Below are 15,717 nucleotides of genomic sequence, written 5' to 3'. Positions count from 1 at the left end.
TGGGCTGGCGCCCACCCTACTCCAGGAGGCGCATCAGCCAGTTGTAGGGTGGGCGCCAGCCCACCACTTCGACGGTCGGATCTCAGGCTAGCAACCCATCGAGAAAACCGGGCCTCCAACTACCTGAGGGCAGCCACCACAATGCGGAGCAAGATCTCGAGAATTACCTCAGGGTTGGTCGCGAGCTCACCCGCAGTGCCGAAAGCATCTTTCCTGAGGGTGTCCCAACTGCGGTCGGCCCCGACTGCGCGAACGGCTCCGACCTCACCGAGATCGAAGAAGATGCCCAAGCAGGTGGCACAAATCTCGACTCCCACACCTTGGAGCTCGGCACAAGCCAGGTGCCCTTCTTCGCAATGAGGACAGGCCAGGTCGGTGTCCCGTCGGGCGAGTTGAGAAAGGCTCGTTTCAAAGGCAGCTGCCGCGAAGGGCGAGCCGGTTTGATCGAGAATCCCGGAGACCGTCACCCGATCCAGCCAATGGCCCTTGCACTGGGGACACTGCTCGACCTCAAAACCCTTGATGGTCTCCAAGACCATATTCTCGTTGCATTTGGGACAGAGCATCACTCAGACCTCCTGGCGCTGACCATTCCTCGTTCAACCGGACCAAACTCTAGACTTGTCGCTGGTTCATCTCCTGATGATAGGCCATGGGTTCCTCCTTCCTAGACCCGAAGAAATCTCGAGCTCGCCCAAGCAATACGAGCCCCTCGGATGGCGCCGGCTCAAGCGCCAAGAAGAATTTCTACCCGCCGCTGCACCCTTCTTTGCCCGAATCGGATTGGTCTATAGAGAAGCTTCGACCGTCACCGGGACCGGCCGCTACGCAACTCGTGGGTTCGCAGGGGTCGGGCAACGGACGCGGTTTTTCTTGGATGATTTCTTAGGCGGCGCGGAAGTCGCATCTGTACGGCGAGGGCACTGGACATCGGTGGCTCTGAACGAAGACGTGCGGCGAGGCTATCAGCCTGCAGCCGAACATCGAACAGCACCACTGGAAGGAATCCGTCATGAAAGTTCTTCGTCTCGTACTGTCTCTCGCCCTGGCCTTGTCGGCCTGGTCAGCTTTCTCGCCTCCAATCGAAGCGTCGGAGGGCTGCACCCCGTTCCTGTGTTACGTCGACCTGGTTCAGGGAACGTTCATCTGTCCCAATTCAGCGGTCTACCCGCATGTGCAAATCGATCCGGTCGTCGAAACCCGCTTCAATCCGGAGTGCGACACCTCGTGCTGGCATGCGGCGGTGGTGACGATCTCGGTTCCCGAGGAGTGCACGGAGGCGGCAGTGTGGGTCGAATACGAGGGGGTGCCGGAGGGGTGGACCCTGAACTTCGGTGATTCCGCCAGCAACGACGGCTGGGGGGGAGATTTTGACAGTCCTCCCATCAATCAAAACGCCGAGCTGCAGGTGCTGGACGACGAGCTCACGCTCTTTGAAGCGACCAACGATCCACCCGTCGAGAACCGCATCAACCAACGGCTCGTCCTCGAGGACGGAGCGCTGCGGGCCGTAGTAAAGGATCAATTCGTCAGCTGGGGGCAGCCCTACAGCTTCTCCGAGTCGTTCCGACAACGGCTCTTCTTCCTACCGCCGGCTCCGGGGGATCGTACCCTCTACGTGGGTCTCAACCGAGTCATCAGGCCGGTGAACGCTCAGAACACTACCCGCACCGGCTGCGGCCTGCGCCGGGCGATCATCACGGTGCGCTGAATCTCGAGTACCCAGCAACCCGTGGTGAAAGTCAGACGCCAGCGAGAGCTTTTCCGTCGAATCAAGGCCGGAAAACCGCAGGCGATGCGAGATCGGCGACGTTTTCGAACGTCGATCCGGCGGTAAAGGGCCGCTCGCAGCGCGACTCGATTTTCACCACGGGTTGCTAAGCTACGGCGACCAACCTCAGCCCACTCCCAGGAAAATCGCCATGAGCTATCAACCCATTCTCAAACAGATCGCCGAAGAGGTCCGCCCTCTCCTCGATCAAGGCCAGGTCGCCGATTACATTCCGGAGCTGGCGGGGATCCCGCAAGAGCGCTTCGGGATGGCGGTGTGGACGGTGGGCGGAGACCTGTACCGGGAGGGGGATGCGGAGGAGCGGTTCTCGGTGCAGAGCATCTCGAAGGTGTTCACGCTGGCGCTTGCGATGCGGCTGGAGGGCGATGGGTTGTGGAAGCGCGTCGGGAGGGAGCCCTCCGGCACCGCCTTCAACTCGCTGATCCAGCTGGAGACCGAGAACGGGATTCCCCGCAACCCCTTCCTCAACGCCGGGGCGCTGGTAGTCACGGATTGTCTGCTCTCCCATCTCGACGATCCCGGGGCCGAGATCCTCGACTACGTGGGCGGCCTCTGCGGCTGCGGGGAAATCGGCTACGACGAAGAGGTCGCGGCCTCGGAGCAGCGCACGGGGCATCGCAATGCTGCGCTGGCCCACTTTCTCAAGAGCTTCGGCAACCTGCACAACGATCCGGCGGCGGTGCTCGACCTCTACTTCCACCACTGCTCGCTGTCCATGAGCTGCAGCGAAATCGCCCAGGCCGCCCTCTTCCTCGCCAACAGCGGCCGCACACTGGCCGGCGCCGAGGCGGTGACGACACCCAATCAGGCGAAGTACATCAATTCGCTGATGCTGACCTGCGGGGTCTACGACGCCGCCGGCGACTTCGCGTATCGCGTGGGGCTACCGGCCAAGAGCGGCGTCGGCGGCGGCATCGTGGCGGTGCTGCCGGGGGCCTTCAGCGTCTGCGTGTGGTCGCCGGGCCTCGACCGCCATGGCAACTCGCTGGCCGGCACGCGGGCGCTGGAGCTCTTCACGACGCTGACCGGGGAGTCGATCTTCTGAGGCCTGCGCCCCCAGACACCCTCAAGCCCCCAGATCCTTGACCATCACGGTGGTGCTCTGGGTCGTCCAGATCTCTCGGTATCCACGCTTGCGGTAGAACTCCAGTGGGCTCCGGCGAGGGGGATGGGGCCATAGCTCGGAGTTGCTGAGGAGAATCGAGCGCCAGGGTGGGCCCGCGGTCTTCTCGACATACTCCAGCAAGCGGGCTCCCACCCCCTGCCCGCGGTAGGCGGCGGCGACCAGGAGGTTGTTGAGAACCAGCAGGTCCGGGGCGAAACGATCCGAGTAGACAAAGCCGACGACCCGCCCGTGATCTACCGCGACGGCACTCGGGTATTCGGCGATACACCGCCGCAGGGTCTCCCGATGGGCCGGCCGCTGATTTTCGGCTTCGTGGAGAGCTGCGGCCTCCTCCACCAAGTCGGGGGTGAGAGGACCGATCACCGGACCCACGAGCTGGAGGCTCCGGCCAAGCTCCTCCACGGGAGGAATCATCGGAGGGGAACCTCTCTGACGAGAGAGGCGGCGGCCCCGCTCACTCCCCCGCCGGCGCCAGCAGGACGCCCCACATGAAGTCGAACTTCAACGAGCCGTTCAGCACCCCGGGGATGGGCTGTCCGGTGGGGTTGAACGGGAGGATGTTGGTAGCCGCCGCCGTCGGCTTGCCGTCGCTGCCGAAGGAAGCGTAGTTGTGGCAGGAGATGCAGGAGGAAGCGGCCACGGTGCCGTTGCCGGTAATGCCCTCGATCACCGAATTGCCGAGCACGTAGGGAGTGCCGTCGGAGGCGGTGAAGTCCACCATGGTGGCCTTCATGCAGTAATTCTCCCAAACCGGGGAGAGATTCGCTTGATCCATCAGCGCCCTCAGCTTCTCCGTCTTCGAGCAGGGGCCGTATTGGGAGTTGTAATCGCTGAGATTGGGCGGAACTGCGGGGATGGCGGCCCCGAAGCTGTCAAAACAGCCGATGTAGTCGCAGCGGCCGGGATTCATCTGGTGCTCGAAGCTTCCCCAGACCCACTTCGGATTCTGGCGGCTGCTGACGTGCAGAGACACCAGCGCGTACTCCACCCCTTCCGAGGTGTTGGTGTAGTAGAGCTTGCGGACGTTCTCGACACTTCCCAGCGACGGGATCCATTCCATTAGACCTTTCACCGGCACCCAATCGCCCTTGACCGAGGTGGCCGTGGTGGGCATGGCGACGTTGAAGGACTTCGCGTAGGCCTTCTTCAGGCCCGCTTGAGTGTTGAGATGGTTGGCGACGATGTAGTCGAATTGAGGCCGGTTGCGCTTGGTCTCTTCGGCGATGCACTGGACCTTGGGATCCCCGCTGGTCGGGAACCCTCCCACCGCGGCTCCCGGTGGCGGGTTGCAGGGGACGTCGATCCAACCGTGACCGGGGTTCGTTTGAGCCGCCAGCACGCTGACCTGAAATTTCTTCGGAGCGTCGGGCTCCGGCCATTTCGGATTGACGGAGAAGGTATCCGCATCGGAAGCCCAGGTCTCGAAGATCACCGGCGAGGCCTTCGATTCGATGGCCGGTGCCGTGAACTGAGTGAACAGGCGCCAGATGAACTCGTCGGAATCTTGGTCCGTCCCATCCACCGGCCCCGGCTGCGCCGGCACCCCGACGACGACCCCGGCCCGCTCCCCTCCATGGCCCTCGCCAGCGAACATGGGCACGGTGAAGGTCCACAATCCCACAACCGCCAGACAAGCCAGCACGACCAGACACATTCGTTGGGCCATCTCTTCCTCCTCCGGTTCAGGTCCTTGGAACCCCCCAACGCCCCCAGCTGCCGCCTGAAGAGGCCACTACCGGTTGACGAGAACGCGGTACCAGAGCCCGATCCACCACGGCGAGACACGCTGGCCAGCAAGGGCCCCTCAATAGAGCCCCCAATAGGACGCCTCCAAGCCTCCTGCGAACCGCCCGTCTCGGTTTTCGGAATCTACGCAACTGATTCTATGACCAGATCATAATCGCCCCCTCCGGAAGGCGTCAATTCCGAGACCTACAGCCGATCGTCGAGGCACCGCCAGCCAAGGGCGTCCTCGGGGAGGCTGGGCTTGCCTCCCGCGGAGGATGAAAAAACAGAAACCGCTCGCATGAAGAAGCCCCGACGAGCCGAGGCCGCCGGGGCTTGCTGCTGCAGTCGCTGAGCGGGGTTCAGGTCAGGGGAAGCACAAGGTCCCGAAGCCGTCGCAGTAGACATACTCCCCCGGAACGGAGTAGCACTCATAGTCGCCCTCGCAGCTCAGCTGGTATGGGGCGATGCCCAACCGTACGGAGCCGGGGCAGGTGGTGCTGGCGGAGCAAGCGCTCTCAGTGCCGGGATTCTTCGCCGAATCGCTGGGAGCGTTCAGAAACTCCGGAGCGGGCAGAAAATCTACAGCCCCCGAAAGCCCAGCGTCCACTGCAGGAGTGGCAACCGCAGGCTCCTCGGCTTGGGCGATTCCCGCCAAGCAGAAGAAAGCGACGGTGGCGGACAGAAGGTAGATCGACAATCTCATGGTGAGTCTCCTCATACTCGGGCCTGCTGAAGGCGAGGCCCTCATCGGATAGGCTTCAGACGAATCCGCGGCTCATCGCGGAATCCTTCGAAGCGCAATGAATAATGGAGAACTTTAGCATGTGCCTTGCGGCAAGCTTCCCGCGGCCGGGAGTCGCCAAACAGCCTTCTTCGACCAGCCTCTCGGCTCCCCGGGCATGACCCAGCACCCCATCCTCTGGCTCTTTCTCGGCCTGTTCGGAGGCCTGGTCTTTCTCACCTGGGCGCGGAGCAGCGACCCCACCGGCCAGCGACGGGTGCTGGCGGTGGGACTGCTGGTGGCAGCGCTGATCTACGGCGGCTTCGGAGCGCTGGGACCGGGCGGGCCATGGCTGCTCCTGGAACTCTCAGGAGTCGCCCTCTTCGGCCTGTTGGCCTGGCTCGGCTGGAGGCATTCGGTGCTCTGGCTGGCCTTCGGGTGGGGACTCCACAGCCTGTGGGACGGCCTGCTCCACCTCCACGGCGCCGGCGCCGTCTACACGCCGACCTGGTACGTGCTCGCCTGCCTGAGCTTCGACCTGCTGGTGGCGGCGTGGATCGTCACCCAGCGCAAGGCGTTGGCTCGGAGTGCCCGAGAGGCGAGCTGAGCCTACTCCCCGTACTGCGCGATGATCTCCTCGCGGCTCTTGCCCAGGATGCCGTATTTTGCGCCGATCTTGCGGAAGGCCTCCAGGGCTCGATCCAGGTGCTCCGGCTCGTGGCCGGCGGAGAGCTGGACGCGGATCCGCGCTTGGCCCTTGGGCACCACCGGATAGAAGAAACCGATGACGTAGATGCCCTCGAAGTAGAGGTCCCGGGCGAAGTCCTGAGCCAGCTTGGCGTTGAACAGCATGATGGGCACGATGGGGTGATCGCCGTCGGGGATGGTGAAGCCAGCGGAGGTCATCTCGCTGCGGAAGCGGCGGGTGTTGTCCTCCAGCTTGTCCCGCAGCTCGGTGGAGGCGGAGAGGAGCTCCAATCCCTTCAAGGTCGCCGACACCACCACCGGCGGCACGGTGTTGGAGAAGAGGTAGGGGCGGGAGCGCTGGCGCAGCAGGTCGATGATCTCCTGGCGTCCGGAGGTGCAGCCGCCGGAGGCGCCGCCCAGGGCCTTGCCGAAGGTGGTGGTGATGACGTCCACCCGCCCCATGGCGTCGCGGTACTCGTGGCTGCCGCGACCGGTCTTGCCCAGGAAGCCGGTGGCGTGGCAATCGTCCACCATCACCAGCGCGTCGTATTTCTCCGCCAGATCGCAGATGCGGTCCACCTGGGCGATGGTGCCGTCCATGGAGAACACGCCGTCGGTGGCGATCATGCGGAAGCGGGCGTCGGAGGCCTCCTGCAGCTTGGCTTCCAGATCCGCCATGTCGTTGGTCTTGTAGATGTAGCGCTTGGCCTTGCACAGACGAATGCCGTCGATGATGGAGGCGTGGTTGAGGGCGTCGGTGAGGATGGCGTCCTCGGGGCCCAGGAGGGGCTCGAAGAGGCCGCCGTTGGCGTCGAAGGCCGCAGCGTAGAGGATGGAATCGTCGGTACCTAGAAACTCCGACACCTTGGCCTCGAGCTCCTTGTGCAGATCCTGGGTGCCGCAGATGAAGCGCACGCTAGACAGGCCGTAACCCCGCCGGCGCAGGCCTTCGTGGGCGGCCTCCAGCAGCTCGGGGTGGCTCGACAGGCCGAGGTAATTGTTGGCGCAGAAGTTGAGCACCTCCTGGGGCGGCTTGCCCTCGGGGTACACCACGTCGATGTCGGCGCTCTGGGGCGAGACAATGATGCGCTCTTCCTTGAACAGCCCGGCCTCGCGAATGTCGTCGAGCTCGCGGCGAAGATGATCTTTGAAGCTCCCGTACATGACCCTACCTCCTGATATCGAAACCCGCCGAGCCGGCGGGAGAAGCTCCGCGCCGCGGGGCGGTTGCATTGCGCCAATGAATTGACGGACACGCCTGAATTGACGGACACTCTGGATCTGACGGACACTTTCCGTCGACCTCTGGATTGTAGCGCCTCCGCCGGCGCCGCCCCAGGGTCTCACCGCTAACGAATCGTTCAGACAGCTGGCCACCGCGGCGAGCGCAAAGCAAAGCGCGGCGCCACCGCGTCATCAGGAAGGACTCGGTCGATGAGAAAGCCCGTCACTTTGATCACCGGCGCCAACGGCGAAATCGGCCACGGCCTGATCCAGCACTTCGGCCAGCGCGGCGACCAGGCCGTGGTAGCGCTGGACCTTCACGAGCTGGACGACGAGCTCAAAGCTCATTGCGCCACCGCCATCGCCGGCGACATTCTGGACGAGCGGCTGCTCAGCCGGCTGGTTTCGGAGTACGAGATCCACACCATCTTTCACCTCGCCGCGCTGCTCTCCACCCGCGCCGAATACACCCCCCAGACCGCCCACAAGGTCAACGTCAACGGCACCCTCAATCTGCTGCAGCTGGCCGCCGACCAAAGCCGTTGGCACGGTAACCCGGTGACCTTCCTCTTCCCTAGCTCCATCGCCGCCTACGGCCTGCCGGACCGCGCCACCAAGACCGCCGCCGGAGCGGTGACGGAAGAGGACTTCAATATGCCGGTGACCATGTATGGCTGCAACAAGCTCTACTGTGAGCAGATCGGCCGCTATTATTCGGACCACTACCGCCAGCTCGCCGCCCACCGCAACGGCAGCGGCGTAGATTTCCGCTCGCTGCGCTTCCCGGGGCTGATCAGCGCCGTCACCGTGCCCTCCGGCGGCACCAGCGACTTCGCTCCGGAGATGCTCCACCACGCCGCCCAGGGAGAGCCCTACCGCTGCTTCGTCAACGAGGGAGCGCGCATCCCCTTCATGGCCATGCCCGACGCCATCAAGGCCCTGGTGGAGCTCGCCGCCGCACCCAGTGACAAGCTTGGCCAACGGGTCTACAACGTCACCGCCTTCTCCCCCACCGCCGGCGAGATTCGCGACCGCATCCTCCAGGCCTACCCCGACGCCCAGGTCACCTTCGAGCCCGACCCGCCCCGCGCCGCCATCATCGACAGCTGGCCCGCAGACGTTGACGACACCCCCGCCCGCCGCGACTGGTCCTGGTCCCCCGACTACGACTTCGGCCGCGCCTTCGACGAGTACCTGATGCCGGGGATCCGGGCCAAGTACCAGCCGTAAGCCACCCCACCCACAAGCCACCAACAAGTGGGTACCACCTCCGGAAACCCCTGGAGAATCAGGCCATCAACAAGTGGGTACCACCCTCTGGAACCCATCGTAGGCTGGGCGCCAGCCCACCAGGAACCCTTCCACCGGCCCCACCAGCCAACAGAACCAACAAGTGGGTACCACCCTCTGGAACCCCTTGAAAATCAGGCCATCAACAAGTGGGTCCCACTCTCGGAGAGGCCCGAAAACCGGGACCATCAACAAGTGGGTCCGCCCTCTCGGATAGAGTCGAGATCCACCGACAACTCTGAAAATCTCGAGGAGAAAACAGACCATGAAGATCGCTGTGCTGGGGGCCGGGAACGTGGGGACCACTTTGGGCAAGAGATTCGTGGAGGTCGGCCACTCCGTGGTCTTCGGAGTCCGGGATCCGCAGGCGGAGCGTTACCGGCAGCGGGCGGAGGAGGCCGGCGGCTCCGTGGCGACGGTGCACGAGGCGGCCCAGGGAGCGGCGGCGGTGTTGCTGGCGGTGGGCGGCGAGGTGGCGGTGGACGTGGTCCGGGAGGCCGGTGACCTCACCGACAAGGTCCTCCTCGACGCCACCAACCCCCTCGGCCCTTCGCCCTCCGGGGATTGGGAGTGGTTCACCGACGCCGGTGGTTCCCTCTCGGAGCAGATCGCCGAAGCGGCCCCCGGTGCCCACGTCTTCAAGGTCTTCGCCACCGTTGGAGTGGAGGTGATGAAAGATCCGGTCTACGACGGCCGCCGGGCCTTCCTGCCGGTGGCCGGGGATGATCCGGAAAACAAGCCCATGGTGTTGGAGCTGGCCAAGTCGCTGGGATTCGAGGCGGTGGACGCCGGGCCGCTGCACAACGCGCGGCTGCTGGAGTTCTCGGCCTATCTGTGGATCCAGCTGGCTGGCGGGGGCCTTGGTAGGGACTTTGCTTTTGGGCTGCTCCGGCGCTAACGCGGCCGGCGCAACCCTTGGGCCTTCGGGCTGCTCCGGCGCTAGGGCTTCTTAGCTGCTCTGATCACAGCGGCACCACCCCGGCATATTTGACACCGGTGAGGTAGGCGATGTCGCGCTTCCAGGTGGTCAGGTCTCGGGACGAGAGCTGGTTCAGGTGGGTGTGGCCGCAGGCGCGAGCCAGCAGCGACATGAGCTCCACCGAGGAGTGGAAGAAGCGCTCCAGCCGCTTGGCGGCGATGGCGATGTCCAGGCGGTCCCGCAGTTCTTGCTTCTGGGTGGCGATGCCCACCGGGCAATTGTTGGTATGGCAGGCGCGCATGCCCAGGCAGCCGATGGCCTGAATCGCCGAGTTGGAAAGAGCGACACCGTCGGCCCCCAGGGCCATTGCCTTGGCAAAATCCGCCGGCGTGCGCAAACCGCCGGTGACGATGAGGGTGACGTCCTTGCGGTCCCGATGATCCAGATAGTGGCGGGCACGGGCCAGGGCCGCCAGGGTGGGGACGGAGATATTGTCCCGGAAGATCAAAGGCGCGGCTCCGGTGCCGCCACCGCGGCCGTCGAGGATGATGTAGTCGACGCCGATGCCCAGGGCGGCCTCGATGTCCTCCTCCACGTGCTGGGCGGAGAGCTTGAAACCGATGGGAATGCCGCCGGTGGCCTCCCGGACCTCGGCGGCGAACTCCCGGAATTGATCCTCGTGCTCCCACTCCGGAAAGCGCGCCGGAGAAACCGCCGGAGTTCCGGGCTCCAGCTCCCGCACCTCGGCGATCTTGCCCTGCACCTTCTCCCCCGGCAGATGACCGCCGGTGCCGGTCTTGGCGCCCTGCCCTCCCTTGAAATGGAAGGCCTGGCAGCGCTTCACCTTGTCCATGCTGAAGCCGAAACGGGCCGAGGCCAGCTCGTAGAAATAGCGGCTGTTGGCCTCCTGCTCCTCCGGCAGCATGCCGCCCTCACCGGAGCAAATCCCCGTCCCCGCCAGCTCGGCGCCGCGGGCGAGGGCGATCTTGGCCTCCTCGGAGAGAGCGCCGAAGCTCATGTCGGAGACAAAGAGGGGAATGTCGAGCTTCAGGGGCTTGGCCGCCCGCGGCCCGATGACCAGCTCCGAACCCACTTCCACATCGTCCAGCTGCGGCAGGGTGGCCAGCTGGGCGGTAACGAAGAGGAGATCGTCCCAGCTGGGTAGATCCTGCCGCGGCACGCCCATGGCGGAGACCGGACCGTGGTGGCCTACCTTCTCCAGACCATGGGCCGCCAGCTCCTGGATGAAGTGGTTGTGGGGCTCCTCCGGGGCGCCGTGGAGATCGGCGTAGAGGCCCTGGTAGGCGTCCCGGTCGTAGGCCTGAGGGTGCTCGTCGTGCCACGCCGCCACCTCGTCCTCGTCCACCCACACCCGGCCGTCCTCGCGCCAGGCGCTGAATTTGTGCAGCACCTCTTCGTTGTTGTACTCGCTGACGCCGGTGTCGTAGCGATAGTCCCAGCCGTGGACACCGCAGATCAGGTTGTGACCGTCCACATGACCGTCGGAGAGCAGAGCCCCACGATGCAGGCAGCGGCCAAAGAGCACCGAGACTTCCTCTCCATAGCGCACCACCACCAGATCGACGTTGGCCACCAACGCGTAGGCCGGCTGCCGATCCTCCAGCTCGTCCCACACCGCTACCGATTGCTTGCCCATGGTTCGTCCCAACTCTGTTTGAATTTCACGGTCAAAGTCAGCGCCAAGGCCCCGGCCGTCCGGGCTCTTGGATCGATCAGCGCACCAACCGCAGCTCCCGGACCCGCACCACCGGTACACCGTCGAAAATCTCCAGCTCCCCCTTCACCCACACTCGCCGCGCCGCCCATTGGACGTCGAAGTCCAACGGCTCATTCCCCTCCCCCGCCAGCACGAAGACCGTGCCGCTGCCGTCCTCTCCGCGCACCAGCAGCCCCGGCGGGATGCCGCCGCTCAAGCAGCGCACGGCGCAGGCTCGGTGGACCTTGCCGGTGGCGGGGCGCATCACTCCACTGAAGCATTTGGTGTCCACCAGCTCACCGGTGAGCACCACCTCGCCCCGCCCCTCGACCCGCGACGGATCCGGTGCGGAGCCGACGACGAAGAAGGTCTCCGGCGCGTTCATCTCGATCATCGCCAAACCCCGGCGGTAGATCAAGGTGCCGTCGAAGGTCACCCGCTCTCCGTGGTGGCCGCGGGCGAAGTCCGGCAGCCCCTGTTTGCCGGAGCCCACCAAGAGCACCGAGGTCCCCGCCGAGTCCTGGGCACCGGCGAAAGCCCCGAGTCGGAGCATGGGCACCGGGGTCTCGTAGAGCACGCCCTCGAAGGACCGCTGGACCCCGAACTCGAAGGTGCCCGCCTCGAAGCGCCCCTGGGCCCAGGCCACCGCCGCCGCCAGCACCGGCAGCAGCACCGCCAGAAGGATCACCCAGGCGCGGACGAAGCGCGCCAGCCCGGCGGGAGCCTTGGGCAGATAGCCGACGTAGAACGGGGCTCGCTCCCCCTTGGAACCGCCGGACACCGCCTCCTCGATGGCAGCCCCCTGGGCCGCCAGGCGATTGAGGTCCACTTTGCAGCCGGGATTGGCCAGGGGCTTGGGTTGGGGGTGGATCCACACCGTGCCGTCCGCCACCCGCACCCGGTAGGTGGGCACCACCTCGCTGAACGGCGGCGGACTGCAGCCGTCCTCCGGACGATATTGCCAGCCGTGCCAAGGGCAGGTGATCACCCCGTCGACGATGCGTCCCTCGCCCAGAGGACCGCCCTGATGCCGACAGACGTTGGACAGGGCGAAGACCTTGCCGTGGTTGAGATACACCGCCCTCCGCTGGCCGCCGACCAAAACCACCTTGCCCTCCCCTTCCTGCAGCTCGGCCACCGGGCAGGCGGCCTCGTAGCCTTCCTCGGCGGGGTGGCGACGGGGGCGGTCCCGATCCCTTTCCTTCAACCCCGCCACCAGATGCAGCCCCAGCACCAGCGCCAGGCCTAGCCCCAGCAGAATCGGGTAGAGGGGACTGACCTCCGACTGCAGCACCCCGTAGGCCACGTGCAGCACCAGCAGCCCGTAGGCCACCAGCACCGCCAGATGCAGGCTCTTCCAGAACGACGGCCCGAGGTTGCGCAACCAAAAGTCGTGACTGGTGGCGGCCATGAAGAAAAGGATCACCAAGGCCCCGACTCCAAAGATCTCGAAGGGAAAATGCACCAGCTCGCCGAAGCCGCCGAGCCAGGCGGTGTAATCCCGGCGGTACGCGGTGAACACGCTCACCAGCGGGTTCTCGTCCCCGAGACCGTGGAATTGGAAGACCGCCAGAGCGGCGTGGATCAGCCCCAGGAAGAACATCACCACGCCCAGATGACGACGGTTGTAGAGCAGCGGCAGAAAGCGGCGGTCGAGACGGGCCAGAGGACCGATGCACAGGATGACGTGGAGCAGCACGAAGGCAACCAGGGCGGTGCTGCGCAGAATCAAGGTCTCAGCGGTGATGCGCGGATGAGTCGCTAGGCTGACGCCGACGTAGGCCCCGGCGGTGACCAGGAGCAAGAGGCCCAGCCACAGGTCGTAGATGCGCTTCTGGCGGTTCCACTGAACACCGGTGTAACTGACGGACATCGTTCCTCCTCAGCCTTCACTCTCGGCGGGAACGCTGCCGCTGGCCAACGTCACATCCCCCAACACGTGCAGGCCGAGGGTCTTGCCGTGGCCCAGGGTGTACAGCCACAGGGTGCCCTGATCGCCATTGGGCGGCCGGTAGCGCAGCTCCGCCGGTCCGAACACCGGCCCCAGATAGACGGCCCCGGGTGGCATTTCCGTGCTGCCCACCGGCTCCGGCGGCTCGGCGGTCCAGTACAGCGCCACCGCCGGCAGATCCAAATCCTCCGCCACCACCAGCTCCAGCTGGGAGACCCGCGAGCCTTCACCGCGCAGATGCAGCCGGATCGGCTGATACCGGAAGGGAGTCTCCAGCTGCGCCAGGATCTCTCCGCGGGGCTCGTCCTGGAACCGGCGTTCCGATGCCCTCTCGGCTTCCGTGGGAAGGGTCTCCGAAGGCCGGAGCACAACCGCTAGAACGGCCAGCAGCGGCACCACCGCGAGCACCAGAAGCACCAGTCGGCGATGACCGCCGCGCAACCGGCCCGGCGGCACCGGATGCTCTACCCTGTCGTCCTCGTCCTCTCCGCGCGCCCCGCGGCGCCAGAGGATCAGCATCCAGGGCCACAGGGCCACCAGCCCCGGAGTCACCAGCAGGCGAAACCACGGCCCCGCTCCCTTCACCCCGGCATCGATCTTGGACAGGCCGAAAATATGGCAAGCGAGGGCGAAGAGCAGGCCGAAGGCCAGGTAGACGCCGACACCTTGTAGAAGAAGCTCGATCATGGCTCCGCACCCGTCGCCAGCGAAGGAGAACCCATCGGCGACATCTTGGTTTAGTCAAAAGGGCTTGCTGCAATTCTACGGGAAGATGCCGTCGCCCCCAAGTCCACACCGGCTCCGGGGAAGATCCCGAGTTGCAACACTGGAGTCTCCGCGCAGCTCTGGGAATCGGATTGCCGCTGATGCAGATTCGTCCTCGCCTACCGCATTCACTCCTCCGGATCCCCTAGCCCCAACCACTCCCCGTAGAGCTCCGGTCGGCGGTGGCGCCAGAAGAGCTGGCGGGCGTTGCTCTTGGAGCAGCGAGTGAGATCCAGATCCACCACCAGCAGATCCTCCTCGCCGCTCTTGGCGCGCCCCAGAAAGCCGCCATCGGGGTCGACGGCGAAGGATTCCCCGGCGAAACACAGCTCTCCCTCGTCCCCCACCCGATTGACCAGCGCCGCGAAGTAGCCGTTCTGGAAGGCGGCGGTCTGCACCTCCGCCTCGTAGAGCCCTTCGGGCCACTCGCCGACGGTCCCCGCCTGAGGAATCGCCACCCACTCCGCCCCGGCGACCCCCAGCGCGCGCATGTACTCCGGATAGTGGCGGTCGTAGCAGATGGCCACCCCCACCCGCCCGGCGGCGGTCTGGTAGACCCGCGCGCCGCGGTCCCCGGGGTGGTAGTAGTCCTGCTCGTGAAAACCCGGGTAATCAGTGATGTGGATCATGCGGGTGACCCCCAGCAGCGAGCCATCGGCGTCGAAGACCGGCGAGCTGTCGAAGTAGCGGTCGCCATCCCGCTCGTAGAGGTTGAAGATGGTGACCAGCCCGAGCTTCTTCGCCTGCGCGGCGACGGCGTCGGTGATGGGACCGGGAATGGTCTGGGCCAGGGCAGCAGCCGAGGCATCACCCCGGCGACATGGAAAGAAGCGGTTGAGCACCACCTCGGCAAAGGCGACGGCATCGGCCCCCTCGTCCCGAGCCCGTTCCATGGACTCCAGAGCCCGGCGAAGGTTGTAGTCGGGATCCTCGGTGGATCGGATCTGGGCGAGAGCTAGGCGCATGGGATCTCCTCCGAAGGTGGGTCGCATCGCCCATCTGGCGACGCCGATCTGGCCGCAGCAGTCTAACCTCTCGGTTCGGGTCTGGTGGCGCCGGGGCTCACGCCCTGGCCAATCTCCGCGATCAGGAACCTCCCCGATGACGGGCCTCCCCGATGACGAACCTCCCCGATGCCCGACCAGCAAAATGGCAGCATATGAGACACTAAGCAAGATCTCACGCCTCCCTTTCGGTATCAACGGAAGGGCAGAAGTGAGTCGCTTGCCTTCTCGGCTACCGAGCTCCATTTCGCGGAGAGCTACGGTGTCCGTTTCATCCCTTGTTTCTCGAAAGAGGGCTCAACGCCCCCAAAGAGGAGAGATCATGCAGCATTTCCGTTCCATCCCCACCCTGCTCGTCGCCTTCATCCTGGCTCTGACCTTGACCGTCAGCGCCACCGCCGAGGCCCCCGCCACGACCGCTCCGGAGGCCCAGCCCGCCGCCGAAGCCCAGACGGTCACCCCAACCCCGAACACCGGCTGCGGCGCCACCGGCACGCTGGCCTCGGTGCTCGGATCCTCGGCCATCGACCTCGCCATCGTCGACGAGTTCAGCGGCATCGGCCCGCGCCCCTACAACCCCTGCTACACCTTCGACGACCCCACCACCGGCTGCTACTACACCTGGAGCCCCCAGACCTACTGCTGCCTGGGCAACTACTACTGGTGCCACGACATCTGCTGGTAAGCCCTACCTCTCCGCCCGAGCGCTCCTCGGAGCGCCGGGCGGGGCTTCAGCTAGACATGCTCCGCCCCCGCCTCCAACCTCCCCAAGCGCCAGCGCACACCAAGCCCC

15 protein-coding genes are annotated in these 15,717 nt (G+C 65.4%); 6 read left to right on the top strand and 9 right to left on the bottom strand.

Annotated elements, in window-relative coordinates; all coding sequences use genetic code 11:
- Positions 1-119 precede the first annotated feature (119 nt).
- Complete coding sequence (locus SX243_19575; GenBank protein MDY7095183.1) at positions 120-566, bottom strand: zf-TFIIB domain-containing protein; 447 nt, start codon at positions 564-566, stop codon at positions 120-122.
- A 446-nt stretch (positions 567-1,012) separates the two neighbouring features.
- Here SX243_19575 and SX243_19570 point away from each other — a divergent pair, with 446 nt between their 5' ends.
- Both SX243_19570 and SX243_19565 read left to right on the top strand, forming a co-directional pair.
- On the top strand, positions 1,013-1,711 hold the full coding sequence (locus tag SX243_19570; GenBank protein MDY7095182.1) for a hypothetical protein: 699 nt from the start codon (positions 1,013-1,015) through the stop codon (positions 1,709-1,711).
- Positions 1,712-1,922: 211 nt separating this feature from the next.
- Complete coding sequence (locus SX243_19565) at positions 1,923-2,837, top strand: glutaminase (GenBank protein MDY7095181.1); 915 nt, start codon at positions 1,923-1,925, stop codon at positions 2,835-2,837.
- Positions 2,838-2,858: 21 nt separating this feature from the next.
- Here SX243_19565 and SX243_19560 read toward each other — a convergent pair whose 3' ends face one another.
- The 3 genes from SX243_19560 to SX243_19550 all read right to left on the bottom strand — a co-directional run bounded on the left by SX243_19560 (position 2,859) and on the right by SX243_19550 (position 5,349).
- A complete protein-coding gene (locus SX243_19560) occupies positions 2,859-3,332 on the bottom strand; it encodes a GNAT family N-acetyltransferase (protein ID MDY7095180.1) in 474 nt (157 codons plus the stop codon).
- Positions 3,333-3,372: 40 nt separating this feature from the next.
- Entirely contained in the window at positions 3,373-4,584 is a 1,212-nt protein-coding gene (locus SX243_19555; GenBank protein MDY7095179.1) for a hypothetical protein, read from the bottom strand.
- A 426-nt stretch (positions 4,585-5,010) separates the two neighbouring features.
- Positions 5,011-5,349: a hypothetical protein gene (locus tag SX243_19550; GenBank protein ID MDY7095178.1), complete on the bottom strand. Its 339-nt coding sequence runs from the start codon at positions 5,347-5,349 to the stop codon at positions 5,011-5,013.
- 196 nt (positions 5,350-5,545) lie between these two features.
- Between SX243_19550 and SX243_19545 the strand changes: the two genes are divergently transcribed.
- On the top strand, positions 5,546-5,974 hold the full coding sequence (locus tag SX243_19545) for a DUF6010 family protein (protein ID MDY7095177.1): 429 nt from the start codon (positions 5,546-5,548) through the stop codon (positions 5,972-5,974).
- A gap of 2 nt (positions 5,975-5,976) precedes the next feature.
- On the opposite strand, the gene kbl is transcribed toward SX243_19545, so the two are convergent.
- Positions 5,977-7,218: a glycine C-acetyltransferase gene (gene kbl / locus SX243_19540; GenBank protein ID MDY7095176.1), complete on the bottom strand. Its 1,242-nt coding sequence runs from the start codon at positions 7,216-7,218 to the stop codon at positions 5,977-5,979.
- Positions 7,219-7,488: 270 nt separating this feature from the next.
- Here kbl and SX243_19535 point away from each other — a divergent pair, with 270 nt between their 5' ends.
- Together SX243_19535 and SX243_19530 are read left to right on the top strand one after the other, a co-directional pair.
- Positions 7,489-8,508, top strand: coding sequence for an NAD-dependent epimerase/dehydratase family protein (locus SX243_19535; GenBank protein MDY7095175.1), 1,020 nt, complete (start codon positions 7,489-7,491; stop codon positions 8,506-8,508).
- A 298-nt stretch (positions 8,509-8,806) separates the two neighbouring features.
- Positions 8,807-9,466, top strand: coding sequence for an NAD(P)-binding domain-containing protein (locus tag SX243_19530; protein MDY7095174.1), 660 nt, complete (start codon positions 8,807-8,809; stop codon positions 9,464-9,466).
- Positions 9,467-9,530: 64 nt separating this feature from the next.
- Here the strand turns inward: SX243_19530 and SX243_19525 are convergent, their stop codons facing one another.
- From SX243_19525 to SX243_19510, 4 genes are all read right to left on the bottom strand, one after another.
- A complete protein-coding gene (locus tag SX243_19525) occupies positions 9,531-11,144 on the bottom strand; it encodes a glutamate synthase-related protein (protein ID MDY7095173.1) in 1,614 nt (537 codons plus the stop codon).
- A gap of 76 nt (positions 11,145-11,220) precedes the next feature.
- Entirely contained in the window at positions 11,221-13,077 is a 1,857-nt protein-coding gene (locus SX243_19520; protein MDY7095172.1) for a Rieske 2Fe-2S domain-containing protein, read from the bottom strand.
- Between the two features lie 9 nt (positions 13,078-13,086).
- The gene (locus SX243_19515) at positions 13,087-13,842 is read right to left on the bottom strand and encodes a hypothetical protein (protein ID MDY7095171.1); all 756 of its coding nucleotides are present in this window, start codon (positions 13,840-13,842) and stop codon (positions 13,087-13,089) included.
- Between the two features lie 206 nt (positions 13,843-14,048).
- Positions 14,049-14,885 carry a nitrilase-related carbon-nitrogen hydrolase gene (locus SX243_19510; protein MDY7095170.1) on the bottom strand — a complete coding sequence of 279 codons (837 nt, stop codon included), beginning with the start codon at positions 14,883-14,885 and terminating at the stop codon, positions 14,049-14,051.
- Between the two features lie 361 nt (positions 14,886-15,246).
- Here SX243_19510 and SX243_19505 point away from each other — a divergent pair, with 361 nt between their 5' ends.
- The gene (locus tag SX243_19505) at positions 15,247-15,609 is read left to right on the top strand and encodes a hypothetical protein (GenBank protein MDY7095169.1); all 363 of its coding nucleotides are present in this window, start codon (positions 15,247-15,249) and stop codon (positions 15,607-15,609) included.
- Positions 15,610-15,717 lie beyond the last annotated feature (108 nt).

It is taken from the genome of Acidobacteriota bacterium (assembly GCA_034211275.1).
GTDB lineage: Bacteria > Acidobacteriota > Thermoanaerobaculia > Multivoradales > JAHZIX01 > JAGQSE01.
The sequence above is the reverse complement of the archived record's forward strand: the minus strand, read 5'-3'. Positions and strand labels throughout refer to the sequence as shown.

Coding starts and splice junctions, on each gene's coding strand:
- SX243_19575 (MDY7095183.1), bottom strand. CDS start 566: ATGCTCTGTCCCAAATGCAACGAGAATATGGTCTTGGAGACCATCAAG.
- SX243_19570 (MDY7095182.1), top strand. CDS start 1,013: ATGAAAGTTCTTCGTCTCGTACTGTCTCTCGCCCTGGCCTTGTCGGCC.
- SX243_19565 (MDY7095181.1), top strand. CDS start 1,923: ATGAGCTATCAACCCATTCTCAAACAGATCGCCGAAGAGGTCCGCCCT.
- SX243_19560 (MDY7095180.1), bottom strand. CDS start 3,332: ATGATTCCTCCCGTGGAGGAGCTTGGCCGGAGCCTCCAGCTCGTGGGT.
- SX243_19555 (MDY7095179.1), bottom strand. CDS start 4,584: ATGGCCCAACGAATGTGTCTGGTCGTGCTGGCTTGTCTGGCGGTTGTG.
- SX243_19550 (MDY7095178.1), bottom strand. CDS start 5,349: ATGAGATTGTCGATCTACCTTCTGTCCGCCACCGTCGCTTTCTTCTGC.
- SX243_19545 (MDY7095177.1), top strand. CDS start 5,546: ATGACCCAGCACCCCATCCTCTGGCTCTTTCTCGGCCTGTTCGGAGGC.
- kbl (MDY7095176.1), bottom strand. CDS start 7,218: ATGTACGGGAGCTTCAAAGATCATCTTCGCCGCGAGCTCGACGACATT.
- SX243_19535 (MDY7095175.1), top strand. CDS start 7,489: ATGAGAAAGCCCGTCACTTTGATCACCGGCGCCAACGGCGAAATCGGC.
- SX243_19525 (MDY7095173.1), bottom strand. CDS start 11,144: ATGGGCAAGCAATCGGTAGCGGTGTGGGACGAGCTGGAGGATCGGCAG.
- SX243_19520 (MDY7095172.1), bottom strand. CDS start 13,077: ATGTCCGTCAGTTACACCGGTGTTCAGTGGAACCGCCAGAAGCGCATC.
- SX243_19515 (MDY7095171.1), bottom strand. CDS start 13,842: ATGATCGAGCTTCTTCTACAAGGTGTCGGCGTCTACCTGGCCTTCGGC.
- SX243_19510 (MDY7095170.1), bottom strand. CDS start 14,885: ATGCGCCTAGCTCTCGCCCAGATCCGATCCACCGAGGATCCCGACTAC.
- SX243_19505 (MDY7095169.1), top strand. CDS start 15,247: ATGCAGCATTTCCGTTCCATCCCCACCCTGCTCGTCGCCTTCATCCTG.